At 38.3% G+C, this 26,675-nt stretch carries 28 protein-coding genes; all 28 read right to left on the bottom strand.

Annotated features, from left to right (window positions below; genetic code table 11):
* Positions 1 to 205: 205 nt before the first annotated feature.
* Positions 206 to 1,501 carry a UDP-N-acetylglucosamine 1-carboxyvinyltransferase gene (murA, locus tag MHI47_RS03220; protein WP_340768245.1) on the bottom strand — a complete coding sequence of 432 codons (1,296 nt, stop codon included), beginning with the start codon at positions 1,499 to 1,501 and terminating at the stop codon, positions 206 to 208.
* A gap of 320 nt (positions 1,502 to 1,821) precedes the next feature.
* Positions 1,822 to 2,058 carry a DUF1146 family protein gene (locus MHI47_RS03215; protein ID WP_093538707.1) on the bottom strand — a complete coding sequence of 79 codons (237 nt, stop codon included), beginning with the start codon at positions 2,056 to 2,058 and terminating at the stop codon, positions 1,822 to 1,824.
* A gap of 223 nt (positions 2,059 to 2,281) precedes the next feature.
* The gene (locus tag MHI47_RS03210; protein WP_093538708.1) at positions 2,282 to 2,686 is read right to left on the bottom strand and encodes a F0F1 ATP synthase subunit epsilon; all 405 of its coding nucleotides are present in this window, start codon (positions 2,684 to 2,686) and stop codon (positions 2,282 to 2,284) included.
* A gap of 24 nt (positions 2,687 to 2,710) precedes the next feature.
* Complete coding sequence (gene atpD, locus MHI47_RS03205) at positions 2,711 to 4,126, bottom strand: F0F1 ATP synthase subunit beta (protein ID WP_093538709.1); 1,416 nt, start codon at positions 4,124 to 4,126, stop codon at positions 2,711 to 2,713.
* Positions 4,127 to 4,160: 34 nt separating this feature from the next.
* On the bottom strand, positions 4,161 to 5,021 hold the full coding sequence (locus tag MHI47_RS03200) for a F0F1 ATP synthase subunit gamma (protein ID WP_093538710.1): 861 nt from the start codon (positions 5,019 to 5,021) through the stop codon (positions 4,161 to 4,163).
* Positions 5,022 to 5,065: 44 nt separating this feature from the next.
* A complete protein-coding gene (gene atpA, locus MHI47_RS03195; protein WP_093538711.1) occupies positions 5,066 to 6,574 on the bottom strand; it encodes a F0F1 ATP synthase subunit alpha in 1,509 nt (502 codons plus the stop codon).
* A 27-nt stretch (positions 6,575 to 6,601) separates the two neighbouring features.
* Positions 6,602 to 7,138 (bottom strand): F0F1 ATP synthase subunit delta, encoded by a 537-nt coding sequence (locus tag MHI47_RS03190; RefSeq protein ID WP_093538712.1) that lies wholly within the window; start codon positions 7,136 to 7,138, stop codon positions 6,602 to 6,604.
* On the bottom strand, positions 7,135 to 7,659 hold the full coding sequence (gene atpF, locus MHI47_RS03185; protein WP_093538713.1) for a F0F1 ATP synthase subunit B: 525 nt from the start codon (positions 7,657 to 7,659) through the stop codon (positions 7,135 to 7,137). Before atpF ends, MHI47_RS03190 begins: the two co-directional genes overlap by 4 nt.
* A 144-nt stretch (positions 7,660 to 7,803) precedes the next feature.
* On the bottom strand, positions 7,804 to 8,028 hold the full coding sequence (gene atpE / locus MHI47_RS03180) for a F0F1 ATP synthase subunit C (protein ID WP_093538714.1): 225 nt from the start codon (positions 8,026 to 8,028) through the stop codon (positions 7,804 to 7,806).
* Positions 8,029 to 8,090: 62 nt separating this feature from the next.
* Positions 8,091 to 8,804 (bottom strand): F0F1 ATP synthase subunit A, encoded by a 714-nt coding sequence (gene atpB / locus MHI47_RS03175; RefSeq protein ID WP_093538715.1) that lies wholly within the window; start codon positions 8,802 to 8,804, stop codon positions 8,091 to 8,093.
* A 26-nt stretch (positions 8,805 to 8,830) separates the two neighbouring features.
* The gene (locus MHI47_RS03170) at positions 8,831 to 9,205 is read right to left on the bottom strand and encodes an ATP synthase subunit I (RefSeq protein WP_093538716.1); all 375 of its coding nucleotides are present in this window, start codon (positions 9,203 to 9,205) and stop codon (positions 8,831 to 8,833) included.
* Positions 9,206 to 9,612: 407 nt separating this feature from the next.
* Entirely contained in the window at positions 9,613 to 10,734 is a 1,122-nt protein-coding gene (gene wecB / locus MHI47_RS03165) for a non-hydrolyzing UDP-N-acetylglucosamine 2-epimerase (RefSeq protein WP_340829439.1), read from the bottom strand.
* Between the two features lie 18 nt (positions 10,735 to 10,752).
* Positions 10,753 to 11,382 (bottom strand): uracil phosphoribosyltransferase, encoded by a 630-nt coding sequence (gene upp / locus MHI47_RS03160; protein WP_093538717.1) that lies wholly within the window; start codon positions 11,380 to 11,382, stop codon positions 10,753 to 10,755.
* Positions 11,383 to 11,834: 452 nt separating this feature from the next.
* Positions 11,835 to 13,094 carry a serine hydroxymethyltransferase gene (gene glyA / locus MHI47_RS03155; RefSeq protein ID WP_281249768.1) on the bottom strand — a complete coding sequence of 420 codons (1,260 nt, stop codon included), beginning with the start codon at positions 13,092 to 13,094 and terminating at the stop codon, positions 11,835 to 11,837.
* Positions 13,091 to 13,636 (bottom strand): TIGR01440 family protein, encoded by a 546-nt coding sequence (locus MHI47_RS03150; protein WP_340761479.1) that lies wholly within the window; start codon positions 13,634 to 13,636, stop codon positions 13,091 to 13,093. Before MHI47_RS03150 ends, glyA begins: the two co-directional genes overlap by 4 nt.
* Before the next feature lie 15 nt (positions 13,637 to 13,651).
* Complete coding sequence (rpiB, locus tag MHI47_RS03145) at positions 13,652 to 14,092, bottom strand: ribose 5-phosphate isomerase B (RefSeq protein ID WP_093538720.1); 441 nt, start codon at positions 14,090 to 14,092, stop codon at positions 13,652 to 13,654.
* A 225-nt stretch (positions 14,093 to 14,317) separates the two neighbouring features.
* Positions 14,318 to 15,622, bottom strand: coding sequence for a methyl-accepting chemotaxis protein (locus tag MHI47_RS03140; protein WP_340829436.1), 1,305 nt, complete (start codon positions 15,620 to 15,622; stop codon positions 14,318 to 14,320).
* Positions 15,619 to 16,065 (bottom strand): low molecular weight protein arginine phosphatase, encoded by a 447-nt coding sequence (locus MHI47_RS03135; RefSeq protein WP_340829434.1) that lies wholly within the window; start codon positions 16,063 to 16,065, stop codon positions 15,619 to 15,621. The genes MHI47_RS03140 and MHI47_RS03135 overlap by 4 nt, the downstream gene beginning before the upstream one ends.
* Positions 16,066 to 16,124: 59 nt before the next feature.
* Positions 16,125 to 16,628, bottom strand: coding sequence for a manganese efflux pump (locus MHI47_RS03130; RefSeq protein ID WP_093538723.1), 504 nt, complete (start codon positions 16,626 to 16,628; stop codon positions 16,125 to 16,127).
* Positions 16,629 to 16,691: 63 nt separating this feature from the next.
* A complete protein-coding gene (locus MHI47_RS03125) occupies positions 16,692 to 17,720 on the bottom strand; it encodes an L-threonylcarbamoyladenylate synthase (protein WP_340829432.1) in 1,029 nt (342 codons plus the stop codon).
* 68 nt (positions 17,721 to 17,788) lie between these two features.
* Positions 17,789 to 18,319: a stage II sporulation protein R gene (locus MHI47_RS03120; RefSeq protein ID WP_340761474.1), complete on the bottom strand. Its 531-nt coding sequence runs from the start codon at positions 18,317 to 18,319 to the stop codon at positions 17,789 to 17,791.
* A 193-nt stretch (positions 18,320 to 18,512) separates the two neighbouring features.
* A complete protein-coding gene (prmC, locus tag MHI47_RS03115) occupies positions 18,513 to 19,379 on the bottom strand; it encodes a peptide chain release factor N(5)-glutamine methyltransferase (RefSeq protein WP_340829430.1) in 867 nt (288 codons plus the stop codon).
* Positions 19,363 to 20,442 (bottom strand): peptide chain release factor 1, encoded by a 1,080-nt coding sequence (gene prfA / locus MHI47_RS03110; RefSeq protein ID WP_093538727.1) that lies wholly within the window; start codon positions 20,440 to 20,442, stop codon positions 19,363 to 19,365. The genes prmC and prfA overlap by 17 nt, the downstream gene beginning before the upstream one ends.
* Before the next feature lie 874 nt (positions 20,443 to 21,316).
* Positions 21,317 to 21,889, bottom strand: a complete 573-nt coding sequence (locus MHI47_RS03105; protein WP_093535763.1) for a thymidine kinase — start codon at positions 21,887 to 21,889, stop codon at positions 21,317 to 21,319.
* Positions 21,890 to 22,016: 127 nt separating this feature from the next.
* Positions 22,017 to 22,244: a 50S ribosomal protein L31 gene (rpmE, locus tag MHI47_RS03100; protein ID WP_093535765.1), complete on the bottom strand. Its 228-nt coding sequence runs from the start codon at positions 22,242 to 22,244 to the stop codon at positions 22,017 to 22,019.
* 184 nt (positions 22,245 to 22,428) lie between these two features.
* A complete protein-coding gene (gene rho / locus MHI47_RS03095; protein ID WP_093535767.1) occupies positions 22,429 to 23,712 on the bottom strand; it encodes a transcription termination factor Rho in 1,284 nt (427 codons plus the stop codon).
* Between the two features lie 472 nt (positions 23,713 to 24,184).
* The gene (gene glpX, locus MHI47_RS03090; protein WP_093535769.1) at positions 24,185 to 25,147 is read right to left on the bottom strand and encodes a class II fructose-bisphosphatase; all 963 of its coding nucleotides are present in this window, start codon (positions 25,145 to 25,147) and stop codon (positions 24,185 to 24,187) included.
* A 249-nt stretch (positions 25,148 to 25,396) separates the two neighbouring features.
* Positions 25,397 to 26,674, bottom strand: coding sequence for a UDP-N-acetylglucosamine 1-carboxyvinyltransferase (locus MHI47_RS03085; protein WP_340761472.1), 1,278 nt, complete (start codon positions 26,672 to 26,674; stop codon positions 25,397 to 25,399).
* Position 26,675 lies beyond the last annotated feature (1 nt).

Below are 26,675 nucleotides of genomic sequence, written 5' to 3'. Positions count from 1 at the left end.
CTGATGGGTCATTTACTTGCGAAACGATCATTCTTCCATTTAGTAAAACTGGATTTATCAATGCGGAGATTAGTTTTAATCTCTCTGTCCTTTGGATAGGAGATTTATTATCTTACTCGCGGACATTGGTGGGACTCATCCACGCTGTTTTTTTCACTAAAAAAGCACTTTACATGTATAGATGTAAAGTGCTTTTCATATAGTATTATACTAATTGTACGGCTTTCTCTGACGATTCGCTACCGATACGTTCGATATCTGCACCTAATGCCGCTAATTTTTTATCAAAATCGACATATCCTCTATCGAGGTGATACAGCTCTGTAACGCGTGTAATTCCTTCAGCCACTAATCCTGCAAGAATAAGTGCTGCTGCCGCTCTAAGGTCGGTTGCTGCAACTTCTGCGCCTTGTAGGTCAGATGGGGACTCCATTATGACAGAACGGCCTTCGATCTTCATGTTACCATTCATTCTGCGGAACTCTTCCACATGCATGAAACGATTTTCGAATACGGTTTCTGTAATGATGCCAGTTCCGTGAGCAGTCATCATTAATGCCATCATTTGAGATTGCATATCTGTTGGGAAACCAGGATGTGGCATCGTTTTGATGTCAACTGACTTAAGATCTCCTCCAGAAATTACACGAAGACCATGGTCCTCTTCGGTAATTTCAATGCCCATTTCTTGCATTTTAGATATAAGTGCTGTCATATGTTCAGGTACTGCATTTTCAATAAGGACATTGCCTTTTGTAATAGCTGCAGCTACCATAAATGTTCCAGCTTCAATTCGATCCGGAATAATATGGTGCTCTGTGCCGTGTAATTCTTCTACTCCTTCAATTCGAATAGTGTCGGTTCCTGCACCTTTTACCGAACCGCCCATCTCATTGATGAAGTTAGCTAAATCGACAATTTCCGGTTCTTTAGCAGCATTTTCGATAATTGTTGTACCTTCTGCTAATGCTGCAGCGGTCATAATATTTTCAGTAGCACCTACGCTTGGAACATCTAAATAAATTTTAGCACCTTGTAGGCGTCCCTTAGTAGTTGCTTCAACAAAACCATGTCCAAAGGAAATTACCGCACCCATTGCTTCAAAACCTTTTAAATGCTGATCAATCGGACGTGATCCAATTGCACAACCTCCTGGAAGAGCTACACGAGCAAAACCATTTCGCGCTAAAATTGGACCCATAACAAGTATAGATGCGCGCATTTTACGTACATACTCGAATTGGGCTTCACTAGATAACTTTTCTTGAGAATCAATTATTACTTCATTTTTTTCAGGATTATAAATTACTTCTGTATTTAAACTTTTCAGTACTTCATTAATAGTCAAAACATCTGCAAGTGTCGGTACATCTTTAATAACATTTTTGCCTTTAGTAGCTAGTAGAGCTGCAGCTAGTACTGGTAGTACAGCATTCTTTGCACCTTCTACACGTACCTTCCCGTTTAACGTTTGGCCGCCTTTAACAACAATTTTGTCCACTACTTTCCCTCCGCGTTCATTATCCATTTGCTTTATATAAAAGAATACGTATGATGTCATTTTTTAGGTATTCAAAACAATATTCATCATACAACGTAATTCGACTACATACAAGCATCTAAAACACTATTTTTGAGCTTTTCGATTATTTTTCTTGTTCTATTATACGTATTACCCAGCCATTTCGTGTAGATAATTTTAAAATACCCATAGTGTAAGCTAGTAAACCTATCTCAACAAAAAATTTCCCAGGAAATACGTGCAGATTCTACATGCTCATACAAACTTTTCCATAATTTGCATGAGCATATAGGATCTGTTTAGTCAAACAAAAATGGAAGCTGGTTTGACCAATTTGTCAGATTCAAGAAAAAATTTGCGACGATTGAGCCAATCACAATACTTGCTAAAATATAAAATAGTTGGGCTTGAAACACCCGATTTTTCTTTATTATCTTGTCCATCATTAATGCCTGTAACGCATAGAAAGATATTCCAATAAAAAAGACATTAGCAAGTATTGCGATTAGTGCTTGTTCACTACTTAATAATCCCATTTATATTCCTCCTATTTTAGGCAATAGTAAAAAAAAAGCAGACAGAAAGAATTCTGCCCGCTTTATTTTAAATCAAATACGCCTAGGCTATTAGGTCACAATTATATAGAGTTGTTAGCCTACAAGTGTAAGCTAACAATCTTTCATCGAGCTACTTTAGCAAGATAAATATAATCTGTGGCTACCGCCAGAGACTTTAAAGTTATTCCATAAAGAAATAAACTTAAAAATTACCCTCATGAACGTTGATACGATTCATCGCACGTTTCAATGCAAGCTCAGCACGGCTATGATCGACCGAGTCTTGTTTACTTTGAATACGTTCTTCTGCACGTTTCATCGCTTCTTTAGCACGAGCTAAATCGATACTTGAAGCAACCTCAGCAGATGTTGCTAAGATCGATACCTTTTCAGGTCGAACTTCTACAAATCCACTGCTTACTGCTACGTACTCTGTTTTTGCCTCTTTTTTCAATTTTATTGCACCTACTACAAGTGGTGCAACCATTGGAATATGGCCAGGTAAAATACCGATTTCACCAGATGCTGTTTTTGCGATAATCATGTCTACTTCAGAATCGTATACCGGGCCGTCGGGAGTGACAATATTGACTGTAAGTGTCTTCATATTTTTACCTCCTGGTCCGATTTATTATACTTCTACGCCCATGCTTTTCGCTTTTTCTATAACTTCTTCAATGCGTCCAACTAAACGGAATGCATCTTCTGGTAAATGATCATATTTTCCTTCAAGAATTTGTTTGAATCCTTCAACAGTTTCTTTAACTGGAACGTATGAACCTTTTTGACCTGTAAATTGTTCTGCAACATGGAAGTTTTGAGATAGGTAGAACTGAATACGACGAGCACGGTTAACTACTTGCTTGTCTTCATCACCTAATTCATCCATACCTAAGATTGCGATAATGTCTTGAAGCTCTCTATAGCGTTGTAAAGTATATTGCACTTGACGTGCTACTTCATAATGCTCTGGACCTACGACTTCCGGAGAAAGCGCACGTGAAGAAGAAGCTAAAGGATCTACCGCTGGGTAAATACCCATCTCAGATAATTTACGTTCTAAGTTTGTAGTCGCATCTAAGTGAGCGAAAGTTGTTGCAGGAGCTGGATCCGTATAGTCATCGGCTGGTACATAAATCGCTTGGATAGATGTAACTGAACCAGTATTTGTTGACGTGATACGCTCTTGTAATTGACCCATTTCAGTTGCAAGTGTTGGTTGGTAACCAGCAGCAGAAGGCATACGACCTAATAGTGCTGAAACCTCAGAACCTGCTTGAGTGAAACGGAAGATATTATCGATGAAAAGAAGTACGTCTGCACCTTGTTCATCACGGAAGTATTCTGCCATTGTAAGACCAGTTAAAGCAACACGCATACGTGCGCCAGGTGGCTCATTCATTTGACCGAATACCATTGCTGTTTTCTTAATAACGCCTGAATCGCTCATCTCGTGGAATAAGTCATTTCCTTCACGCGTACGCTCTCCAACACCAGCGAATACAGAAATACCGCCATGCTCTTGAGCAATATTATTAATAAGTTCTTGAATAAGAACAGTTTTACCTACTCCGGCACCACCGAATAGACCGATTTTACCACCTTTAATATAAGGAGCTAGTAGATCTACTACTTTGATACCTGTTTCAAGAATCTCAACTTCTGTTGAAAGGTTTTCAAATGTTGGCGCTTGACGGTGGATTGGATCACGACGATCTTCCACTGGAATTTCTTCTCCTAAGTCAATAACCTCACCAAGCACGTTGAATACACGTCCTAATGTTATATTACCAACTGGAACAGAAATTGCTGCACCAGCATCGAATACCTCTGTACCACGCTTAAGGCCGTCCGTAGATGACATTGCAATAGTACGAACAGAGTCATCTCCTAAGTGTAACGCTACTTCTAATGTTAAAGTTGTAGGCGCTTGGTTTGGACGTTCAATCGCTACAGTTAGTGCATTATAGATAGCTGGTAAATGGCCATTGTCAAACTTAACGTCGACAACTGGACCCATTACTTGTAGTACTTGTCCTTTGTTCACTACTGTTCCCTCCTGTCTTACTTTCTATCTTAAACTATTCTAAAGCCGAAGCTCCGCCGACGATTTCCGTAATTTCTTGCGTAATCGCTGCTTGACGTGCACGGTTATATACTAATGTTAAACTGCTGATCATATCAGCTGCATTGTCTGTCGCGGATTTCATCGCAGACATACGAGAAGCATGCTCACTGGCTTTACCATCGAGTAATGCACCGAAAATCAGGCTTTCCGCATATTGTGGAAGTAATACTTCTAGAATTGCTTCAGGTGAAGGCTCAAATTCATAAGAAGCAGTTGCGCCTGTTTCTACTGCAATATCCGTAAGTGGCAGTACCTTTTTCTCTGTTACTTCACTAGAGATGGCACTGACAAAGTGGTTATAGTACATATAAAGTTCATCATATGTACCATCCGTGAACATACCAACAGCTTTGCGAGCAACTTCTTTAATATCAGCAAAAGCAGGTTGGTCTGGTAAGCCGACTACTTCCCCAATTACGTTTGAACCACGTTTTAGGAAGAAGTCACGTCCCATACGACCAATTGCAAAGATTACATACTCTTCACTCGAAGAATGTCTTTCTGCTATGGCATTAGCTACAGCACGAATAACATTACTGTTATAAGCTCCGGCTAATCCACGATCAGCAGTTATGACAAGATATGCAGTCTTTTTAACAGGACGGGAAGTTAACATTGGATGTCCACTATCACTAGTACCTGATGCAATTGCTCCAACTACTTCTTGAATTTTCGACATGTAAGGAACATATGCTTTCGCATTTTCCTCCGCACGGTTCAATTTAGAAGCAGAAACCATTTGCATAGCTTTTGTTATCTGACTTGTTTTCTTTGTAGATGTAATTTTACTTTTTATGTCGCGTAATGATGCCACTGGTATTTCACCACCTTTTTGTTTTTTTCACTTAGACAAAGAAATTATTCAGATTTAGCGAAAGTTTTTTTGAATGCAGAAATTGCATTGTTCATATCTTCATCTGATGGAAGGTCTTTTGTCGTGCGAATATGATCTAAAACGTTTGTGTGGTTTGAATCTAACCAAGTTCCAAGTTCCGCTTCAAAACGAGTAATATCTTTTACTGGAATATCATCTAAATGGCCACGTGTTAGAGCATATAAAATCATAACTTGTTTTTCCACTTTAATCGGGCTATTCAAGTCTTGTTTTAATACTTCTACTGTACGCACACCACGGTTAAGTTTTGCTTGAGTTGCAGAGTCAAGATCTGATCCAAATTGAGAGAATGCTTCTAGCTCACGGAATGCTGCTAAGTCAAGACGTAGAGTTCCCGCAACTTTTTTCATTGCCTTAATTTGTGCTGATCCACCTACACGAGATACAGATAATCCGGCATTAATCGCTGGACGTACACCCGAGAAGAATAAATCAGATTGTAAGAAGATTTGACCATCTGTAATAGAAATTACGTTTGTTGGAATATAAGCAGAGATATCTCCAGCTTGTGTTTCAACGAATGGTAATGCAGTAATTGAACCTGAACCAAGTGTTTCATTTAACTTCGCAGCACGCTCTAAAAGACGGCTGTGTAAGTAGAATACATCCCCTGGATACGCTTCACGGCCTGGAGGACGACGAAGAAGTAATGAAAGTTCACGGTATGCAGCAGCTTGTTTAGATAAATCATCATAAACGATTAATACGTGCTTACCATCGAACATAAATTCTTCTGCCATAGTTACACCAGCATAAGGAGCTAAGTATAGTAATGGTGAAGGTTGTGATGCAGATGCAGTTACAACGATAGTGTATTCTAAAGCACCGTTTTTACGAAGTGTTTCTACTACGTTACGTACAGTCGATTCCTTTTGTCCAATAGCCACATAGATACAAATCATATCTTGGTCTGCTTGGTTTAGGATTGCATCGATTGCAACAGATGTTTTACCTGTTTGACGGTCACCAATGATTAACTCACGTTGTCCACGTCCGATTGGTACAAGTGCATCGATCGCTTTGATACCTGTTTGAAGTGGCTCATGTACAGACTTACGTGCCATAACCCCTTGTGCAGGACTTTCAATTGGACGAGATTTTGTAGTTGCGATAGGACCTAGTCCATCAACTGGTTGGCCAAGTGGATTTACAACGCGACCAATCAATTCTTTACCAACTGGAACTTCCATAATACGGCCTGTTCGACGTACTTCATCGCCTTCTTTGATGTCAGTGTATGGTCCAAGGATAACGATACCAACATTGTTGGCTTCCAAGTTTTGTGCCATACCTAAAACACCAGTTGAGAACTCTAAAAGTTCTCCAGCCATGACATTGTCGAGGCCATGAGCACGAGCGATACCGTCACCAATCGTGATAACCGTACCGACGTCGCTAACTTTCATCTCAGATTCGTAATTCTCAATCTGCTGCTTAATCAAGACACTGATTTCTTCAGCTTTGATGCTCATGTATGTCACCTCTCATAATTCATAATATTAACCGATCAAGTTACGTTTTAAGCGATCTAATTTTGTGCTTAGAGTGCTATCGTAAATGCGGTTTCCGATTTGAACACGTATACCACCAATAATAGATGGATCTACGATGTTTTGAATATTTAAAGATTGTTTACCAACGTTTTTAGCAAATGCAGTAGATACGTTTGCACGTTCTTCTTCTGTAAGTGCACGTGTAGTATATACTTTCGCTTCCGCAACACCTTGTGCTTCATTCGAAAGAATCATAAATTCAGAAATAATGTCGGATACTTCTGCTAATCTCTTCTTATCAATTAACACTAAAAGTGTATTAATAACAATTGGGTTCGCATTTGTAAAGATTTGACGAATTAACTCTTTTTTCTTGTCTAGAGATAACTTTGGAGACGTAAATAAAGTTTTCACATCTTTGTTGCCATTCCAAACAACTTTAAGTTCACGTAAATCATTTTCGACTGCTTGTACTACATTTTTTTGTGTTGCTAGCTCGAACAAAGAGATTGCATAACGCTTAGCTACAGTTGAATTACTCACTTAACTTCGCCTGCCTTCGCAATCGTTGCCTCGATTAGCGCACGATTATCTTCTTCCGAAACTTCTTTTTCAAGAACTTTCGACGCTGCAAGTACTGAAAGTGAAACTACTTCTTCTCGTACCGCTGCAATCGCTCTTTCTTTTTCTGTATCAATTTCACGGATAGCAGATTCTTTCAAACGGATAGCTTCAGAACGAGCAGTTGTGATAATTTCCTCACGAGATGCATCGCCTTGCTTTTTCGCATTTTCTACAATCGCTAATGCTTCCGTACGTGCTTCTTTAAGTAAGTCACGTTGTTCTTCAAGTAAACGCTGAGATTCCCCGCGGCTATTTTCAGCTGCTGCGATTTCACTTGCGATTAACTCTTCACGTTGAGTCATAATCCCCATAAGTGGACCCCAAGCTACTTTCTTCAATAGAGCCATAAGTAAGATGAAGAAGAATAATGTAGCTAAAATATCCCAAATATTCAACCCATCATGGCCACTAGCACCAAGTACAAGGTAATCAAAAGACACGATTGTTTCACTCCTTTCAAACGCTATTAAGAGATCTTGCTTCTATTATTTAATAGTAATCATTGTTTTCTAGTTCATATGTTGTGTTATTCATAAAGAGAATGGCGGATGTAAAACCCGCCATCATAGATTTTTAAGTTAATACTATTGGTTTAATACGATGAAAGCGATAACTGCTGCGATAATTGGAATCGCCTCAACTAATGCTACCCCGATGAACATAACTGTTTGTAAAGCTCCACGTGCTTCTGGTTGACGAGCGATACCTTCTACTGTTTTTGAAACGATTAATCCGTTACCAATACCTGCACCAAGTGCACCTAAACCGATTGCTATAGCTGCTGCTAATAATCCTACTGAACCTGTCATTGTTTATTTCCTCCTTGGAATGTTGTTTTTATTTTTTCTGTTTAAGAATCTAAACAGTTATATTAATGGTCTGCTGACACTTTATGTGACATATAAACCATTGTTAACATAACGAAAATGAATGCTTGGATACCACCTATAAATAGGGAGAATCCTTGCCATGCCATTGCTGGAATAATTGCTCCAACAAAGCCAAATACTGAGGACGTTGCTAAACCTGCGATTAGTCCTAAAAGAACCTCACCTGCATAGATATTACCGTAAAGACGTAGACCAAGTGTCAACGTATTTGCGAATTCCTCGATAATTTTTAATGGGAATAAGAACGGCATTGGCTTTAAGTATGTATCTACTGCATAACCCTTCATACCTTTTGCCTTTATTCCGTAATAGTGCGTTAAAATGATAACCATAACTGCAAGTGTCATGGTAATTGTCGGATCCGCAGTTGGGGATTTCCACCAAAGAACTCCATCATATGATATCGAGAATGGAAGACCTAGTACGTTAGCTACTGCGATAAACATAAGAAAAGTTATTCCAAGAACATGGAATCGTCCGCCTGTTTGCCAGTCGAAGTTACTTTTAATGATCCCTTTCACGAAGTCCATTATCCACTCCATGAAGTTTTGCATACCTGTTGGCTTCATCTTTAGATTTCTTGTCGCAATAAATGCGATTAAAAATACGATGAGTGTTGTAACCGCAAGCATTAAAATGTTTGACCAGTTACCGTACATCCCAAAAAGTTCAAATGTGGGATTTGCATGTTCCACGATTAATTCACCTCTCTTTCACATTCTCATTGCTGATTTTTTACATGAAACATAATACGTTCTACTACTAGCAGAACATAGGGAATCATTAATCCGATAACTGTACCGATAAGATGGAAGTACTCTGGAAGAGCAATTGCAATTGCTACAGCTGCAACACCGGACGCAAATCTGAATGTTGTACCTAAACCTGCTCGTCCTTTTCCACTTTCAAGCACACGATCAAATTTCTCCATTCTACGGACTAGAATCCAGAAATTATACAGACCAAATAAAGAACCAAGTGCCAAGCCTGCAAAAATTGTCGAATAAGGTGTAAAACCCCAACCTAGCGCACAAGCTGCGAGCAAAAAATATATGTACTTTTTTTGCCGCGTAAATATACGTTGCATTTCTAGCATTGATCTTTAATCTCCTGAATCATATTTTCGAATGGTCGTAATTACCCCAAACATGCTAATGTAGAGTTAACAAAAGGGTAAATACTGATAATACTGGAGTGGTTCTAATATTTCGTCCATTCATATCCCTATGAAGGAGTTGAACCGTTAAGCTGTGAGAGAATCGCAGAAATATAACGCTTCCCCTTTAAAAGGACGTCAGTTACGACGTAAAAAGAATCCTCACATTTTTTCCTTATTAAGTAAAAACTGTGAATCTAGTAGAAAGTTAACCTGACAAGTGTTTCAAGCATGAAACCCCTATCATGATTATCCTTTGTAAGCATACAATAGGGGCAAAATGATGTCAATTGCTTATAGTGAAAAACTTATGACTGTAATACTTTCCGACATTTTATTGACAAATTTTAATTTTCATCTTTTTGAAGGAAACTTATTAAATTTTCCACTATCCTTTGTGAAGCCTTACCATCTCCGTATGGGTTACTCGCTTTAGACATCGCATTATAAGCAACTTCGTCTGTTAGCAACTCATTTGTTAATTGGTAAATAGTTTCTTCTTCTGTACCTGCAAGTTTCAAGGTGCCCGCTTCAATACCTTCTGGCCGTTCAGTAGTATCTCGAAGTACTATAACTGGTTTCCCAAGTGAAGGCGCCTCTTCTTGAACACCACCTGAGTCCGTCAGTATAATATGAGAACGTGCAGCAAAGTTGTGGAAATCTAGAACTTCTAAAGGTTCTATTAAATGAATTCGATCATTATCGCCTAAAATTTCGTTGGCAATATCTCTTACAGCGGGATTCATATGAACTGGATAAATTACTTGTACGTCTTTGTGTTCCTTTAACAATCTATTAATAGCACGGAACATATTACGCATTGGTTCACCCAAGTTCTCACGGCGATGAGCAGTCAACAATATAATTCTACTTCCCTTAAGTTGTTCCAAAAGTGGATGTGTATAATCTTCTCTTACTGTTGTTTTTAAAGCATCGATCGCAGTATTACCAGTAACAAAAATGGTATCTTGACGCTTATTCTCATCTAATAGATTTCTTTCAGATTTGATAGTAGGAGCAAAATGGATATCTGCCATTACTCCAGTAAGCTGACGGTTCATTTCTTCTGGGAAAGGTGAAAACTTATTCCATGTGCGTAATCCTGCTTCTACATGTCCGATTGCGATTTGATTGTAAAATGCTGCAAGACTAGCCACAAAAGTAGTGGAAGTATCTCCATGAACAAGTACAATATCAGGTTTTGCTTCTTTCATGACTTTATCTAAACCTTCAAGCGCTCTAGTCGTAATATCTACTAATGTTTGACGGTCTTTCATCATATTCAAGTCGTAGTCTGGTTTTATGTTAAATGTATCCAATACTTGGTCAAGCATTTGACGATGTTGAGCGGTCACCGTTACAAGTGATTCAATCTCTTCTGGGTGTTTTTGAAGTTCCAAGACAAGTGGAGCCATTTTAATAGCCTCAGGTCTCGTACCAAAAATCGTCATTACTTTATATTTACGCATGAAATACAAACACTCCTTTTATTTTGTGCCAAACAACCGGTCTCCAGCATCACCTAATCCAGGAACAATATATCCATGATCATTTAACTTTTCATCCAAAGCAGCAATATAAATGTCTACGTCTGGATGTGCCTGTTGAAGAGCCTCTACTCCTTCAGGTGCTGCGATTAAACACATGAACTTAATGCTTGTCGCTCCACGTGATTTCAGTGAGTTTACCGCTTCAATCGCCGAACCACCTGTAGCTAGCATAGGATCTACTAATATAAAATCACGTTCTGCAACATCTGCAGGTAATTTTACGTAATATTCAACCGGCTTCAATGTTTGTGGGTCGCGGTAAAGTCCGATATGCCCTACTTTTGCAGCAGGTATTAACTTTAGAATTCCATCAACCATTCCAATTCCAGCACGTAAAATAGGAACTATTCCTAATTTTTTTCCTGCAAGAATTTTAGATTTTGTTAGTTGAACTGGAGTTTCTACTTCTGTTTCCTCCAATGGCATTTCACGAGTAATTTCAAACGCCATAAGTGTAGCTACTTCATCCACTAATTCACGAAACTCTTTTGTGCCTGTTTTTACATCGCGAATATATGTAAGTTTGTGTTGAATAAGAGGGTGGTCAAATACAAATACTTTCGGCATACTAGCAGCATCTCCTTTTATTTTATTTAAATTCTACTAATTATAACAAAAAACAAGGGATACAAACAGTAATCCTACGTTTTTAATATTGCGTCTATTTGATTTAAGGGCATAGGTTTGAAAAAATAGAATCCTTGGCCAACCGGACAATTTGAATCATTCAATATTTCCACCTATTCTATAGTCTCTATTCCTTCGGCACCACAATTAAGTTTAGGTTTTTAGCGAGTAGTTGAATCTCTTGGATAAAGCTTCTGTCCGTTTTCATTAAGCTATCGATAACTTATGTAAATAACTTATAGAGAGTGATTAAAACTGTGGATTAGTAAATAAAATTGGATTTTTGCTTCACAAGGATTAGTGATGATAAACGAAGTACACACTAGCGTTTTTGTGTTCAAAAGTAAAGCCAGCTACTAATAATTACGTAGCTGGCTTTAATGCTTATTAGGTTATTCGTATAATGGGAAGTTACTCGTTAAAGTTGCAACTCTTTCTTTTGCTTCTTTTAATACTTCTGCATCCTCATTATTTTTTAATAGTTTAGCAATGATAGATGCAATTTCTTTCATCTCTGCTTCTTTAAATCCACGCGATGTCACAGCTGGTGTACCAATGCGAACACCGGATGTGATGAATGGACTTGCCGTATCAAATGGAATTGTGTTTTTGTTGACTGTAATTCCAACTTCATCAAGGACATGTTCCGCTACTTTACCCGTTAGGCCAAGAGCAGATACATCTAATAACATGACGTGATTATCGGAACCACCAGAAACAATACGGATTCCTTCTTCTGTTAAACTTTCTGCCAAAGCTTTTGAATTGGCAATCACTTGTGCTTGATACTCTTTAAATTCAGGTTTTTGCGCTTCGCCAAATGCTACAGCTTTTGCTGCGATTACGTGCATTAATGGGCCACCTTGAATCCCTGGGAAAATTGTTTTATCAATTTTCTTTGCAAACTCTTCAGTCGTTAAGATTAAACCACCACGTGGTCCACGTAATGTTTTATGTGTTGTAGATGTTACGAAATGTGCATGGGGTACTGGGTTTGGATGAAGGCCAGCAGCAACTAAACCTGCAATATGTGCCATATCTACAAATAAGTATGCGCCCACTTCATCTGCAATTTCACGGAATTTAGCGAAGTCAATAGTACGTGAATACGCACTTGCTCCAGCAACGATCATTTTCGGCTTGTGCTCTAGTGCAATTCCACGAACTTCTTCATAATCGATTAGTTCCGTTTCTTTGTTAACACCGTACTCGATGAAATTATATTGAATACCACTAAAATTGACAGGAGAACCATGAGTTAGATGCCCACCATGGGATAAATTCATCCCTAAGATCTTGTCACCTGGTTGCAATGCAGTCATGTACACTGCCATATTTGCTTGAGAACCTGAATGTGGTTGTACATTGGCATGTTCTGCACCAAAAATTTCTTTCAAACGATCACGTGCAATATTTTCTACTACATCTACATGCTCACAGCCACCATAGTAACGTTTACCAGGGTAACCTTCTGCATATTTATTGGTTAGGACAGAGCCTTGTGCTTCCATAACCGCCTCTGATACAAAGTTCTCTGATGCGATTAACTCAATATTCGACTGTTGACGCTTTTTCTCTGCTAACATCGCCTCATATACTGCTGGATCTTGTGATAAAATTTTCTCCACTATTCGTTCCTCCTCCAAATTCATCCGTAAAATGCACGTTCTCCACCTATTAGCTTAGGACGTGTTTTCGCAATCAAAACGATTGCTTCCCCAATTTTCTTAATGGACAAGCGAATTGGTACTGCAACAGGTTGAAGTTGCATACCAATCAAGGTTTGTCCTATATCAATGCCTGCATGTGCTTGAACATGCTCGACTACAACAGGGTCACTAAAATGTGTGTACGCATATGCAGACATAGAACCACCTGCACGTACTACTGGAATTACCGATACTTCTGGCAATCTATAATGTAATTGTGTTGCTCTTTCCATTGTAATGGCACGATTAATGTGTTCGCATCCTTGGAAAGCCAAATGTATATTATTGCGATTTGCAAATGCTCGTAAAGGGGTGAATAAAACCTCAGCTACTTCTAATCCGCCTGCAGTTCCAATTTTCTCACCAATAATTTCTGAGGTCGAACATCCAACGACAAATAAATCATTTTCATGAAACTCAATTTGCTGCTCCACTTCTAAAAGTAGCTGTTCGATTTGTTCTACCCACAAATTCTTTGCTTCCATCAGGAATCCCTTCTTCTATGCATTTTCTATTTCTGTAATTTTTTCTACACGACGTAAATGACGGCCGCCTTCAAAATCTTGTGCAAGCCAAGTCGAAACTATTTCTCTTGCAAGTCCGGCTCCAATAACACGTTCCCCCATTGCGATAATGTTGGAATCATTGTGGTTTCTAGTAGCCTTCGCAGAAAAAACATCATGAACTAATGCACAGCGAATACCTTTTACCTTGTTTGCAGCAATTGACATACCTATACCAGTACCACAGATTAAAATACCACGATCGAAATTACCACTTGCCACACCCTCTGCTACTGGCATAGCAAAGTCCGGAAAGTCAACAGAATCGTTACTTTTCGGTCCAAAATCTTCATAAGATAATCCTAATTCTTCAAGTAGCTGTATTATTTCCTGACGTAGATTATTTCCGCCATGATCGGAAGAAATTGCAATTTTCAACTCGTTCCCTCTTTTCTGTTTTTACTCCATATCATCATACCATTTTTCTATATAAAAAAACACAACTCACGCCTAGTGAGTTGTGTTTTTTATGCTTAATTTTATTAATTTCTGAAATTCATTTAATTAATCAATCTTTTTTTATTAAATTTTCCCTAAAATAACGAACTATTTTTAATTTTAACGTCATAATGTTCGCGTTTTATAAACTTGACGATATCAGAATTAGATAGTTTTTCGATCAAATTGTGAGATCACTTTAAATAGCTCTTCTGATTGTTCTTTTAGCCCGTATGAAACTGCTTCTATTTGTTCTATAGAACGAGCTTGTTCATCCGTAGCACTGCGCACCTCTTCTGCTCCTGCAGATGTTTCTTCAGCAATGGCAGCTACTTCTTGTGACTGACGAGCCGTACTTTCTATATTTGTTAACTGTTTTTCCACTAATGATGAAATTTCCACTACCGATTCGGCCATCTCATGAATTTTCGTAGACATTCCTTCAATTGCTTCATTTGTTTCAGAAACTCTTTTAGCCTCCCCAACCGCAAAGCTGACTTGGTTCGTCATCTGATGGACAACTGTTTGCACATCTGTTTGTATTGCTAAAATTAGTTTAGAAATACCTTGGACGGCTTTAGCACTTTCATCCGCTAGTTTCCGAACTTCTTCTGCTACAACAGCAAATCCTTTACCATGCTCCCCAGCACGTGCTGCTTCAATAGATGCATTTAACGCAAGTAAATTCGTTTGTGCCGCAATGTCTCCTACCAATTGAATGATGCTTTCCACTTTCCCTGCATTCTCTTCTAATTGATGAACATTTCCAAGCGCTGCTTCACTACCTGTAGCAATTTTTTGGATCCCGTTTACTAACGATTGAATTACCTCTCTAGTTTGAGATAAACCTATAATCATTTCATTTGACTGTTCGGAAGATTTTTCTGCACGTAGATTAACTTCTGATGCTAGCACTCGTACATCCTCTACTGATTCCGCTGTTTCTTGAACCGCTATGGCAGAGTGCTCAGCACCTTGTGAGATTTGTGCTATTGTATGAGCGATTGCTTCTGCTTGTTCTGAAGCAGCAGATGATTCTACCGACAGCTGTTGAACCGTTCTATTTGTTTTATCAAAGTTGTCTTCAATACTTTGTACCATTTCTCTTAAGTTTACTAGCATGGACTGAAATGCGATCGCTACCGACTGGATCTCATCTTTCGATTTCGGCACTTCTACATTTACCCCAATTTTTCCCTCTGAAGCTAAAATTGCTACCTTTTCCAAGTTGAATAAAGGCTTGATAATTAACCCACTGAAAAAATAGGCTAAAACACCGGACCAGAATATTCCTAGTGCATAGGTGGCAACCTCAAACCCCCAAGAATTTGTTGCTCCATCAAACAATATTGGTTGTACGAAGCGAATAAACAGAGCACTTGTTGTATATGTAATTAGCGCTAAAATTGTAACAAATAACACAATCTTTTTTTGTAGTCCAAAACTGTGCTTTTTCTTTTTTTCTTTCATCTCATTTCCCCCTGTAGTTTGTTCACTAGTCCATCTGTTAATACTTGTAATTCGTGAAAAGTACTTTCATATGTAAACAAATCTCCCCCGTACGGATCTGATACATCTTTGATATCATCAGGGGTCACAAACTCTTTGTACATATATATTTTAGATATTGCATGAGGGAAACCTAAAATAATTGCATGTTTATGAGAGGCCGTCATTGTTAGGATTAAATCAGCCCAATCGATTAGAGTCTCATCTACAGAACTAGATGAGTGCGCAAATGGAATCATTTTTTGTTCTAATACTAATTGACTATTTCTGGATATAGGTCCACCCTCCGAAGCATAGATGCCGGCTGATCGAACCTGCAACCCATCAATGTTTCGTGATTTTAATAATGCCTCGGCAATTGGACTCCGACAAGTGTTGCCCGTACAAACAAACAGAATATTCATAGATCTATTTCCTCATCTCTAGTATATATTAATTAGTCCTATAATTGTGTTGTAAATTGTTAAATATTTCGTAACGTGAGAATACCCATTAACAAAATTAGTACTCCGGCAAATCTTAAAATAAGTGCTCGGTTCATAAAAGTATGTTTGAATATAACCTTTTGCGCTATAAATACAGCGATATACGAAAAGAGGCCAGCACTTAATATAAATACAAACTTTTCTAATTTAAGCATACCAAATGAAACACTAACTGAAAAGGTATCTAGGCTAGCAAAAACTGCGAGTAAATATGGGGACAACAGTGGAACTTGTTTTGGAGATTGAGCTAAAATCATCTGTAATCCTACTAATGATAAAAGAATACCCGATAAATAAGGACTTGCATAAGCCAAATAATTTTGTACAACGACACCTGCATAATAACCGATTAACGGAAAAAGCATATGTAAAGAAGCTACCCATGCAGCAAGTGTAAAAATTTGCTTACGATATACAACCAACGAAAATAAAATAAGTACGTCCACAGACATCAAGGCGCCTGCTAAAATTTCACGCCACAAAAAAATCTCCCCCGTCTATTTGCATACTTAAATGTATGCAAATAGACGGGCGAGAATACAATATTAGCTATAAAACCATTTACCATCCGCCGCTTTTTCGAACCGATTCATAATCGCTGTTCCCACACCTGCTTTTGAGAGAACGGGAACGAGGATAATATCCGCATCTGTTTCATCACAATCTCTTAAAGCCTGATACAGTAAATGCGCTGCATCACTAAGCAGATCTTCTTTTCCTAATGAAAAAAAGTAATCTACGTTTATGTGCCTAAATGATTCACTTGCTATTATTGCTACCTTTTTCTGTTCATTATGTATTTTTTCTACTGCTTCTTTAAGCTTTACTAAAGATGCTTCTATTAAATATACAGGAGAATCAGGAGCGTAATGGGCATATTTCATGCCTGGTGCTCGTGGAGCTTCTTTTTCATCGGTCGGTTGAGCTTCCCCGACTTGCCCAATCACTTTTTCTAGCATTTCCTTCGTTACTCCACCTGGACGAAGAATAGTAGGTAAATCATTTACAAATTCTATTACAGTAGATTCTAAACCTATGCCAGTTGTTCCACCATCTAAAATAAGGGGTATTTTCCCTTCTAAATCATGATGTACATGCACTGCTTTTGTTGGACTTGGTTTCCCACTTTTATTGGCACTTGGAGCAGCAACAGGTTGTTTTAATTGTTTTAATAATTCTAGCGCTACCTTATGCTCTGGCATTCTGACTCCAACAGTTTGCAATCCAGCTGTTACATTTTTTGCCAAGGTATTCGGTCTTAGCGGCAGGATAAGCGTTAGGGGGCCGGGCCAAAATGCATCCATACATACTTCCGCAAGTTTAGGTATATCTTGAGTAAATGCCATCATCTCTTCTTTAGTACCAATATGGACAATAAGCGGATTGTCTTGTGGTCTTCCCTTTGCTTCGAATATTTTAGCTACTGCTTCTTCGTTCGTGGCAATCGCACCTAATCCGTATACTGTTTCTGTTGGAAAAGCTACCACTTCCCCTTTTGTTAATAAATCCACAGCCTGTGTATAACTATCGTTATTTGTTAATAAGTTATCCACATTCTTAATTATCGTTTTCATGTTGTATTTTCTCCTTTCTTGCTTACTTATCCACAAATTGTTGATAACTATCATTTTATTGTTAGTAACTATGTGGAAAACTTCTTTTTCAGCCACTCCCATACCCAGAATTTAGGTTTTTCTTCTTTCACTTCTTCTTTATAGCATACCTTTGGGAAAAGTGCGCACCACCAGTTATCCCCTCTTGCGTTACCAATGGAAATAACAATAGATTCTGTCATCACTTGTGAAGAAATACCTGCCTCCCAAACTTTCGGTGGAAAGCTTGCCTGGCCTTTCGTAATGTTAATATTTGTATCTAAAGAGTTCGATAACTTCTCGACTGCTTTTTCTAATTCGCTATACGTTGTTTGTGGATTACTTACGTAGTTTAGCAATATTGGTTCTATATGATGTTTCACGTCATTTTTCATTTGTTGGTCTTCCATTGTATTACTATTTGCTATTAGTCGAAAACGCATACCTTCTACTTCTTCGTTTTGTTGAAACAATAAAAATAAACAAAACTGAATTAGTAACAACATCCAAACAAAGAATATCAATGCATCTACTTGTTTCCCGATACTTGGTGCTTTTTTAATCTCGTAATCTGGTAACATATAACATTCCCCCTTAGGAACATTGTTACCAGTAGATTCATATTTTATTCAGTGCTTGAGTGAATTTCATAAAATTAATTATTATGAAATTCTGCATCAACTTGTTTGGTGGCGATGCAATAAAAGAACAACGCTTTCCATATGCACGTTTGTATTAATCTTAATATCAAAGGAAAGCAAATGAATAATCGCTTTAATCCTTGATTGTGCAAAAAACAAAACGATTTTTTTGGTTAATATCTTGAACGATTTCTACCAGTGCTTCTGGAAAAACATTTTGCAGCATTTTTTGAACAGCTGGGCCTTGTTCGTAGCCAATCTCAAAACCTATGAAACTCGGAGCATTCATCACACTAGGAAGCTTTTCTGCCATTTTTCTATAAAGCTGTAAGCCATCCTCATCTGCAAATAGAGCAAGATGTGGTTCATAATCTATTACTGTATCTGAAAGACTTGCCGCTTCATGTGATCCTATATATGGAGGGTTCGATAATATAATATCCCATTTTTGATCGGCGATTGGGGCTAGTAAATCACCTTGTTTGAAATCTATCAGCGCTTCTAAGCGCTCGGCATTCTTTATAGCTACACTTAAAGCCTCCGGCGATATGTCTGTTGCAGTGACAGTTGCATGTGGTATTTCCTTTTTAATAGTTATTGCTATTGCGCCACTTCCAGTTCCAATATCAGCAATTTTTATAGGTTTGTTTAACTCAAATAGACTTGCAGCTCTTTTTTGAACTTCTACAATTAATTCTTCTGTTTCTGGTCTCGGTATTAAAACATGTTCATTCACTAAAAAATCACGACCGTAAAAACTCTCTTGTCCTATAATATATTGGAAAGGCCTACCAGTGGCATGTTCTTCTATATAAGCCCAAAATGTTTGAAATGCTTCTATAGTTATTTCATCATATATAGCAATCATCAACTCGGAGTAGTTTTTCTGTAAGACATGCTGTAATAAGTAGCGAGCAACTTCTTTTTCACGATTATTCTCCTCTAAAAAAGAAGAAGCCCGTTTTAGGGCCTCAAAATTTGTTTTACACATTCGTATCATTCATTCTCTCTAATTTTTCTGCTTGATCTTCCATTATTAATGCATCAATTACTTCATCCATTTTGCCTTCTAGGACCTGATCAAGTTTTTGCAAAGTCAATCCGATTCGGTGATCTGTTACACGATTTTGTGGATAGTTATACGTACGAATCCGTTCCGAACGGTCACCTGTTCCTACTGCCGATTTACGCACAGCATCATATTCTGCTTGTGCTTCTTGAAGGAATTTATCCGCTACGCGGGCACGAAGAATTTTCATCGCTTTTTCTCTGTTTTTAATCTGTGATTTTTCATCTTGCATAGAAACAGTAATTCCCGTTGGTAAATGTGTCATTCGAACCGCGGACATAGTTGTATTTACAGACTGTCCTCCCGCACCCGATGAAGCAAATGTATCCACACGAACTTCCTTCTCGTGGATCTCCACGTCCACTTCCTCCGCTTCCGGAAGTACAGCAACAGTGGCCGTAGAAGTATGAATACGTCCGCCTGATTCTGTTTCTGGAACACGTTGTACTCGGTGTGCCCCGTTTTCATATTTCATCTTGGAATAAGCACTTTTTCCGTTAATCATGAAAATAATTTCTTTGAAGCCGCCAAGCCCAGTTGGGTTGGATTCCATAATATCTATTTTCCAGCCTTGGGTTTCCGCAAATCTGCTATACATACGGAACAAATTCCCTGCAAATAACGCAGCTTCGTCTCCGCCAGCAGCCCCGCGAATTTCCATAATAACGTTTTTATCATCATTTGGATCCTTCGGAATTAACAATAGTCTTAATCGTTCTTCTAACACTTCGATTTGGTCCTCTAAATCACTGACCTCTTCTTTCACCATTTCACGCATATCAGCGTCCAACTTTTCCTCTAGCATTTGCTTCGAGTCTTTATACTGACTTTTAACTTCTTTGTATTCACGGTAGGCATCTACAGTTCCTTGTAGATCCGATTGTTCTTTTGAATATTCTCTTAGCTTATTTAGATCATTGACCACTTCTGGATCACTAAGCAGTTCATTTAAATTATTGTAACGATCTTCTACCGATTGTAATCGATCAAACATCGAGCTCACCTCGTTCATTTAAGTATATATCTTTCCTATTATAAAGAAAAACTAACATTCCCGCTACTTTTTCTGTAAAGGTTTTAGTTGTACGAGAAAAATAGCAAGAAAAATCCTAAGATCTTTAAGTTCGAAACCTGTTTCTACGATTTTCGATGGGCTTTGGACAGATTTTCTGCTATATTTTTACCGAGTGAATTTTAGGGGGACTGGTTAAGTTGTGACGTTCGTCACAACTAACCTAGCACCCCTTTTTTTCGGTAATCTTATGGCTTTTATCTTTTCATCGCCCTCCTACAACTTTTGGAAACAGGTTAAGGACTCTTTGGATAACTAGATAAAAGATACTTTCTTATTCCTAGAAGAAGCTAACGAAGATGCAATTTCGTTTGCTATTTTGCTTCTTTATAGAATAAATACTTATTATTTTTCTTATTTCCACTAGTAAAAAAAATTACTTTCTTCATCTTTCATTACCGAATAGTATCCTGTTTTAAACAGAGGGTTTTATCGCTTTATTACTTTGAGCAATATTATAATCTAAGCGATAGGCTATGCTAACCCTTAATATAGAGTACTACTCATTTAATTGATTGGAGTGTAAGGTGGCGACTCTAGTGGGAACAGCACGAGCTGAAAGCCCCGCAGGAAAGACATTGGTCAAACTTTGTTAGATCAATGTCTTTGCGACGAGTAACCGCAGGAGCATATGTTTTCGTAGTGACGAGGAGATTGAAGCCGTGCCCACGGAAAGCGTCCACCTGAAACGGAAATTAATAGTATCATTAGCCACTGGGTTTAGTTAAACATATTTTTATACTTTTTATAATTTAAAACCACTTCAATAAAATACATGAAGTGGTTAATAACTACTTTATAACGGTGGATTGGCGTGGCATTTTCTGCATACTGGGTAGTAGGAGTCATTGCCGCCTATTTGAATTTGTTCGCCAGTGTAGACAGGTTTTCTTTGGTCATCAACTCGTAGATTCATAATTGCTTTTTTATGACAGAACCAGCAGATAGTTTTCATCTCTTCAATTTTGTCTGCGTAAATAAGCATATAACGACTTCCCTCAAAAAGTTCATTTTGGAAATCATTTTTTAGTCCGAAGCCCATTACTGGAATATCTAAATCGTCTACTATTTTCGTTAGTTGCAGAACATGTTCCTTTGTTAAAAACTGAACTTCATCGATTAACACACAGTAAGGCTTAATAGATTCTGCCTGAACTAATTCAAATAGATTAGTTTCATCATAAATAGCTGTTGCCTTTCTTTTCAAGCCAATTCTACTAGAAACATGACCGACTTCGTCACGTGTATCTATTCCTGGTGTAAATATTAAAACAGGTTTGTCCTGTTCCTCATAATTATGAGCAACTTTTAATATCTCTATTGATTTTCCACTATTCATCGCTCCGTGTTTATAAAATAATTGCGCCATAATTTGTCTCCTTGTGTGCTATGTATTTTCTATCTTATTTATATCATACGTGAACTGTTAACGGAAACCATATTTGCCTTAAAATAAAAATACCTGCAAAGCAAAATGCTCTACAGGTACTTCAATATTAGTTTTCTTGGTCTTCTGAAATTTCTTCTTTAATGCCGTATTTTTTGTTGAAGCGATCCACACGGCCATCAGCTGCTGCGAATTTTTGACGCCCAGTGTAAAATGGGTGACATTCGTTACAGAACTCGACTTTAATGTCATTTTTTACAGAACCAGTTGTGAATGTGTTACCACATGAACATGATACTGTAGCTTCTTTGTAATCGGGATGAATTCCTGCTTTCATCTCTATCTCTCCTCTCGCCCTGAACCATCTGGAACAGAGTTGGTTATGATACTGATACCTTACACGATCCGATTGATGTCAATCGCATATGTAGCAGAAAATTGTGATGTTACGTTAAATATAATACCATCTATAGGCGTTTAATGCAAATGTTTAGTTTATATTTGTTTTTAGTAATTACTTTTTATAGTGAAACTTTACCACTTTTATGCGCTTTCATTTCTACAGCAAGTTGTTCGAAGAATCCTTCATTTGTTTTGGTTTGGCGAAGCTTTCTTAAGAAGCGTTCTCCAAAATCAGATGAATCCGAGAAGGTTTTACGTATCGCCCAAAGTTTGTCCAACTGCTCTTTCGGTATAAGTAATTCTTCTTTTCTTGTTCCTGAACGACGAATATCGATCGCTGGGAAGATACGGCGCTCTGCAAGGCTTCTGTCTAAGTGAAGTTCTAAGTTACCAGTTCCTTTAAATTCCTCATAGATTACTTCGTCCATTCTTGATCCCGTATCGACTAATGCCGTGGCAAGAATTGTTAAACTGCCACCTTCTTCGATATTACGAGCTGCTCCGAAAAATCGTTTTGGACGATGGAAAGCAGCAGGATCAATACCACCTGATAGTGTACGACCGCTTGGTGGAATAACTAAGTTGTAAGCACGAGCTAAACGAGTAATTGAATCCATCAAAATAATAACGTCGCGTTTATGTTCAACTAATCGCATTGCTCTTTCCAGTACAAGCTCAGCCACTTTTACATGATTTTCTGGAACTTCATCAAATGTAGAACTCACTACATCTGCTTTAACCGAACGCTCAATATCAGTTACTTCTTCTGGACGCTCATCTATTAATAAAACAATTAGTTCCGCATTTGGATGATTCGTAGTTATTGCGTTAGCAATTTCTTTAATAAGTAATGTTTTACCAGCTTTTGGTGGCGCTACTATTAATCCACGTTGACCATAACCAACTGGTGCTACCAAGTCCATGATACGAGTCGATAGTTTCTCAGGATCCGTTTCTAATTTGATATGACGATCAGGATATAAAGCGGTTAGTCCAGGAAAATGAACTCTTTCCTTTGCTACTTCAGGGTCTTCCCCGTTGACCAATTCAACATGTAACAGGCCATAATAACGTTCACTTTCTTTTGGTGGTCGCACTTTTCCTGTTACTTTGTCTCCGTTACGAAGGTCAAACCTTCTTATTTGAGAAGCGGAGATGTAAATATCCTCTGAACTAGGCGAATAGTTAATCGGGCGCAAGAAACCGAAGCCCTCTTGTTGAATAATTTCAAGTACGCCTTCCATGAAGAAAAATCCTTCTTGTTCCGCACGAGATTTTAAGATTGCAAAAATAAGTTCTTTTTTTGAAAGTTTACTATATGCGGCTACTTTAAATTTTCGCGCAAGTGTATATAGTTCTTTCAGAGTCATGTTTTCTAACTCATTAATTGTTGTTTGTGTCATATAGGAATGCACCACTCTTTATTGTTTTTTATTGTTTTACTATTTTGAGATATTGAGAAAGAAGTTTTATAAGAGGTTACCCGACGCCAGAGATTGGTCGCCGGGTAAAACATAAAGGAAAGTTCTTTTTTATAGACTAAGAAAGTATAAACTTACTAATCAAGATCTGTCTAGCTCCAGCACCTAGCCCCTCGAGGTCGCTTCAGACTTGCACAAAAGGCAAACTACGCCTTTATGGCAATTCTTCCAGCGCTTTTCGGGGCTTACGTAGGTGCTTTCGCATTTCTTTTCTGTCTAGCTCCAGCACCTAGCCCCTCGCGGTCGCTTCAGACTTGGACAAAAGGCAAACTACGCCCTTATGGCAAGTCTTCCAACGCTTTTCGGAGGCCCACAGGATGTGGGTCAGTCAGTCGTTTCGACACGATGTCGCGAACTTAGACTGACTTCCCCCAAAAGGTGCTTTCAAATTTCTTTATAGAACTAGGTTTGGTTTTTTGTTAAGACTGTGACGACCTTCAACAAATCGAACTGTACCTGATTTTGCACGCATAACGATGGAATGCGTTGAACTGAAGGCACCTTTAAATTGTACTCCACGAAGTAGTTCTCCATCTGTCACTCCTGTAGCAGCGAAAATAGCGTCATCGCCTTTAACTAAGTCTTCCATACGTAAAATTTTGTTTACGTCTAATCCCATTTTGATGCAACGCTCAAGCTCTGCTTCGTCTTGAGGAATAAGTTTCCCTTGGATTTCTCCACCTAAACATTTTAATCCAACAGCAGCGATAACTCCTTCTGGAGCACCACCCATACCGAATAAAATATCTACACCTGTATCATCAAACGCAGTATTAATAGCTCCTGCAACGTCACCATCTGTAATTAGTTTTATACGTGCACCAGCTGCTCTGATTTCATCAATAATTTTTTGATGACGAGGACGACCTAAAATAGTAGCCACAACATCTTCAATGTTTTTATTTTTTGCACGAGCAACTGCTTTTAAATTATCTAAAACTGATGCATTAATATCCACTAGACCTACAGATTCAGGTCCTACGGCAAGTTTATCCATATACATATCTGGAGCATGAAGTAAGTTTCCACGATCGGCAACTGCAAGTACCGCAAGTGCATTCCAACCACCTGAAGCTACGATATTTGTACCTTCTAAAGGATCTACTGCGATGTCAACATGAGGACCGTCGCTTCCAAGACCAAGTTTTTCACCAATATATAACATTGGTGCTTCGTCCATCTCTCCTTCTCCGATTACAACTACGCCTTCCATAGGAATCGTGTCAAAAACTGTACGCATCGCAGTTGTTGCTGCATCATCCGCTTCATTTTTTAACCCTCGCCCCATCCAACGTGCAGATGCGATTGCTGCTGCTTCTGTTACTCGAACCAATTCCATTGATAAACTACGTTCCATAATAATATAAGCCTCCAGTTTTGCAATATCAGAAATTCCAAATTGCTTTTCTTCCTGTCTCATTGTAGCATATTTGTCAAATTTGATATTAAGAAAATAGTAAATGCCTATGTCAGTCCTGATGAGAGCTGGGAGAACTGCAATGAAGGCGTTCTTTGCCTTTATTTACAGTTCTTAAGCTACTCGAGAGGCTAGACAAATAACAATATAATTTTCAAATATCAAATAAACCACACTGCTAGTAGAGTATTAATCGTTATTTACTTCTATTTCTTTTATTTCTACTCGTCTAATATTCGCTCCAAGTCCTTGAAGCTTATCTACTAAGGAGCTATAACCACGTTCTATATGGAATATATCTTGAATTTCCGTTTCACCATCAGCAATTAAACCTGCAAGTACAAGCGCTGCTCCAGCACGAAGATCACTTGCACGAACAGTAGCTGCTTGTAATTTTACCGGTCCTGTAATAATTGCCGTTCTTCCATCCACACGTCCATTTGCATTCATCCTACGTAACTCATCGATTTGCTTAAATCGAGCGGAGTAAATAGTATCTGTAATAACAGATGTGCCAGTAGCTTGGGTCATCAATACAGAAAAAGGTTGTTGTAGGTCGGTTGGAAAACCTGGATATACCAAAGTTTTTACGTCTACAGGTAAGATTGTTTCCACTTTCGGAATGACAATCTTCTCCTCATATTCTTCCACCTTCACACCCATTTCACGAAGCTTTGCAGTTAATGCCTCTACGTGAAAGGGAATTACATTATCAATTGTCACACCATCTCCAGCGACTGCGGCCATAATCATAAATGTGCCAGCTTCAATACGATCTGGAATAATCGTGTGCTTTGTACCATGTAATTCATCAACACCGTCAATTCGGATGACATTTGTACCTGCACCCTTGATGTTCGCACCCATATTAGATAATAATGTTGCAACGTCAATAATTTCCGGTTCTTTTGCTGCGTTTTCAATGATTGTACGGCCTTTTGCTTTAACGGCTGCTAACATAATATTAATAGTAGCACCTACACTTACAACATCTAAATAGATTTTAGCGCCAACTAAGTTTTGTGCACGCAAATAAATCGCACCATGTTCATTGGATACTGATGTACCTAAAGCCTCAAACCCCTTAATATGCTGATCAATAGGTCGTGGCCCTAAGTGGCACCCACCAGGTAAACCAATTGCTGCTTTGTTGAATCGTCCAAGTAAGGCACCCATTAAGTAATAAGATGCACGTAGTTTTTTGATGTTGCCATTTGGTAGAGGCATATCCACAACATTTGTCGGATCAATCGTCATTGTTCCATTTTCAAATGTTACTTTAGCTCCTACTTCCTCTAAAATTTCTTTTAGTGTTAAAACGTCCGAAATCTCTGGTAATCCTTCAATAGTTACAGGGGAATTCGCCAATAAAGAAGCAGGAATAAGTGCAACTGCACTATTTTTTGCCCCACTTACTTTAATAGTTCCTTGAAGGCGTTGTCCCCCTTTTATTTTATAAACTTCCATA

It is taken from the genome of Psychrobacillus sp. FSL H8-0487 (assembly GCF_038008385.1).
Classification (GTDB): Bacteria; Bacillota; Bacilli; order Bacillales_A; family Planococcaceae; genus Psychrobacillus; species Psychrobacillus psychrotolerans.
Note: the sequence above shows the minus strand (reverse complement) of the source record. Positions and strands in the feature narration are given on the sequence as shown.

Coding starts and splice junctions, on each gene's coding strand:
- upp (WP_093538717.1), bottom strand. CDS start 11,382: ATGCCGAAAGTATTTGTATTTGACCACCCTCTTATTCAACACAAACTT.
- MHI47_RS03120 (WP_340761474.1), bottom strand. CDS start 18,319: ATGTTACCAGATTACGAGATTAAAAAAGCACCAAGTATCGGGAAACAA.
- prmC (WP_340829430.1), bottom strand. CDS start 19,379: ATGATACGAATGTGTAAAACAAATTTTGAGGCCCTAAAACGGGCTTCT.
- atpA (WP_093538711.1), bottom strand. CDS start 6,574: ATGAGCATCAAAGCTGAAGAAATCAGTGTCTTGATTAAGCAGCAGATT.
- MHI47_RS03135 (WP_340829434.1), bottom strand. CDS start 16,065: ATGAATATTCTGTTTGTTTGTACGGGCAACACTTGTCGGAGTCCAATT.
- glpX (WP_093535769.1), bottom strand. CDS start 25,147: ATGGAACGTAGTTTATCAATGGAATTGGTTCGAGTAACAGAAGCAGCA.
- glyA (WP_281249768.1), bottom strand. CDS start 13,094: ATGAATTTGGAGGAGGAACGAATAGTGGAGAAAATTTTATCACAAGAT.
- wecB (WP_340829439.1), bottom strand. CDS start 10,734: ATGCGTAAATATAAAGTAATGACGATTTTTGGTACGAGACCTGAGGCT.
- MHI47_RS03150 (WP_340761479.1), bottom strand. CDS start 13,636: ATGGAAGCAAAGAATTTGTGGGTAGAACAAATCGAACAGCTACTTTTA.
- MHI47_RS03210 (WP_093538708.1), bottom strand. CDS start 2,686: ATGAAGACACTTACAGTCAATATTGTCACTCCCGACGGCCCGGTATAC.
- MHI47_RS03125 (WP_340829432.1), bottom strand. CDS start 17,720: ATGAAAACGATAATTAAGAATGTGGATAACTTATTAACAAATAACGAT.
- MHI47_RS03140 (WP_340829436.1), bottom strand. CDS start 15,622: ATGAAAGAAAAAAAGAAAAAGCACAGTTTTGGACTACAAAAAAAGATT.
- MHI47_RS03105 (WP_093535763.1), bottom strand. CDS start 21,889: ATGGCGCAATTATTTTATAAACACGGAGCGATGAATAGTGGAAAATCA.
- prfA (WP_093538727.1), bottom strand. CDS start 20,442: ATGTTTGATCGATTACAATCGGTAGAAGATCGTTACAATAATTTAAAT.
- MHI47_RS03215 (WP_093538707.1), bottom strand. CDS start 2,058: ATGGGATTATTAAGTAGTGAACAAGCACTAATCGCAATACTTGCTAAT.
- rpmE (WP_093535765.1), bottom strand. CDS start 22,244: ATGAAAGCAGGAATTCATCCCGATTACAAAGAAGCTACAGTATCATGT.
- rho (WP_093535767.1), bottom strand. CDS start 23,712: ATGACACAAACAACAATTAATGAGTTAGAAAACATGACTCTGAAAGAA.
- MHI47_RS03085 (WP_340761472.1), bottom strand. CDS start 26,674: ATGGAAGTTTATAAAATAAAAGGGGGACAACGCCTTCAAGGAACTATT.
- MHI47_RS03170 (WP_093538716.1), bottom strand. CDS start 9,205: ATGCTAGAAATGCAACGTATATTTACGCGGCAAAAAAAGTACATATAT.
- atpE (WP_093538714.1), bottom strand. CDS start 8,028: ATGACAGGTTCAGTAGGATTATTAGCAGCAGCTATAGCAATCGGTTTA.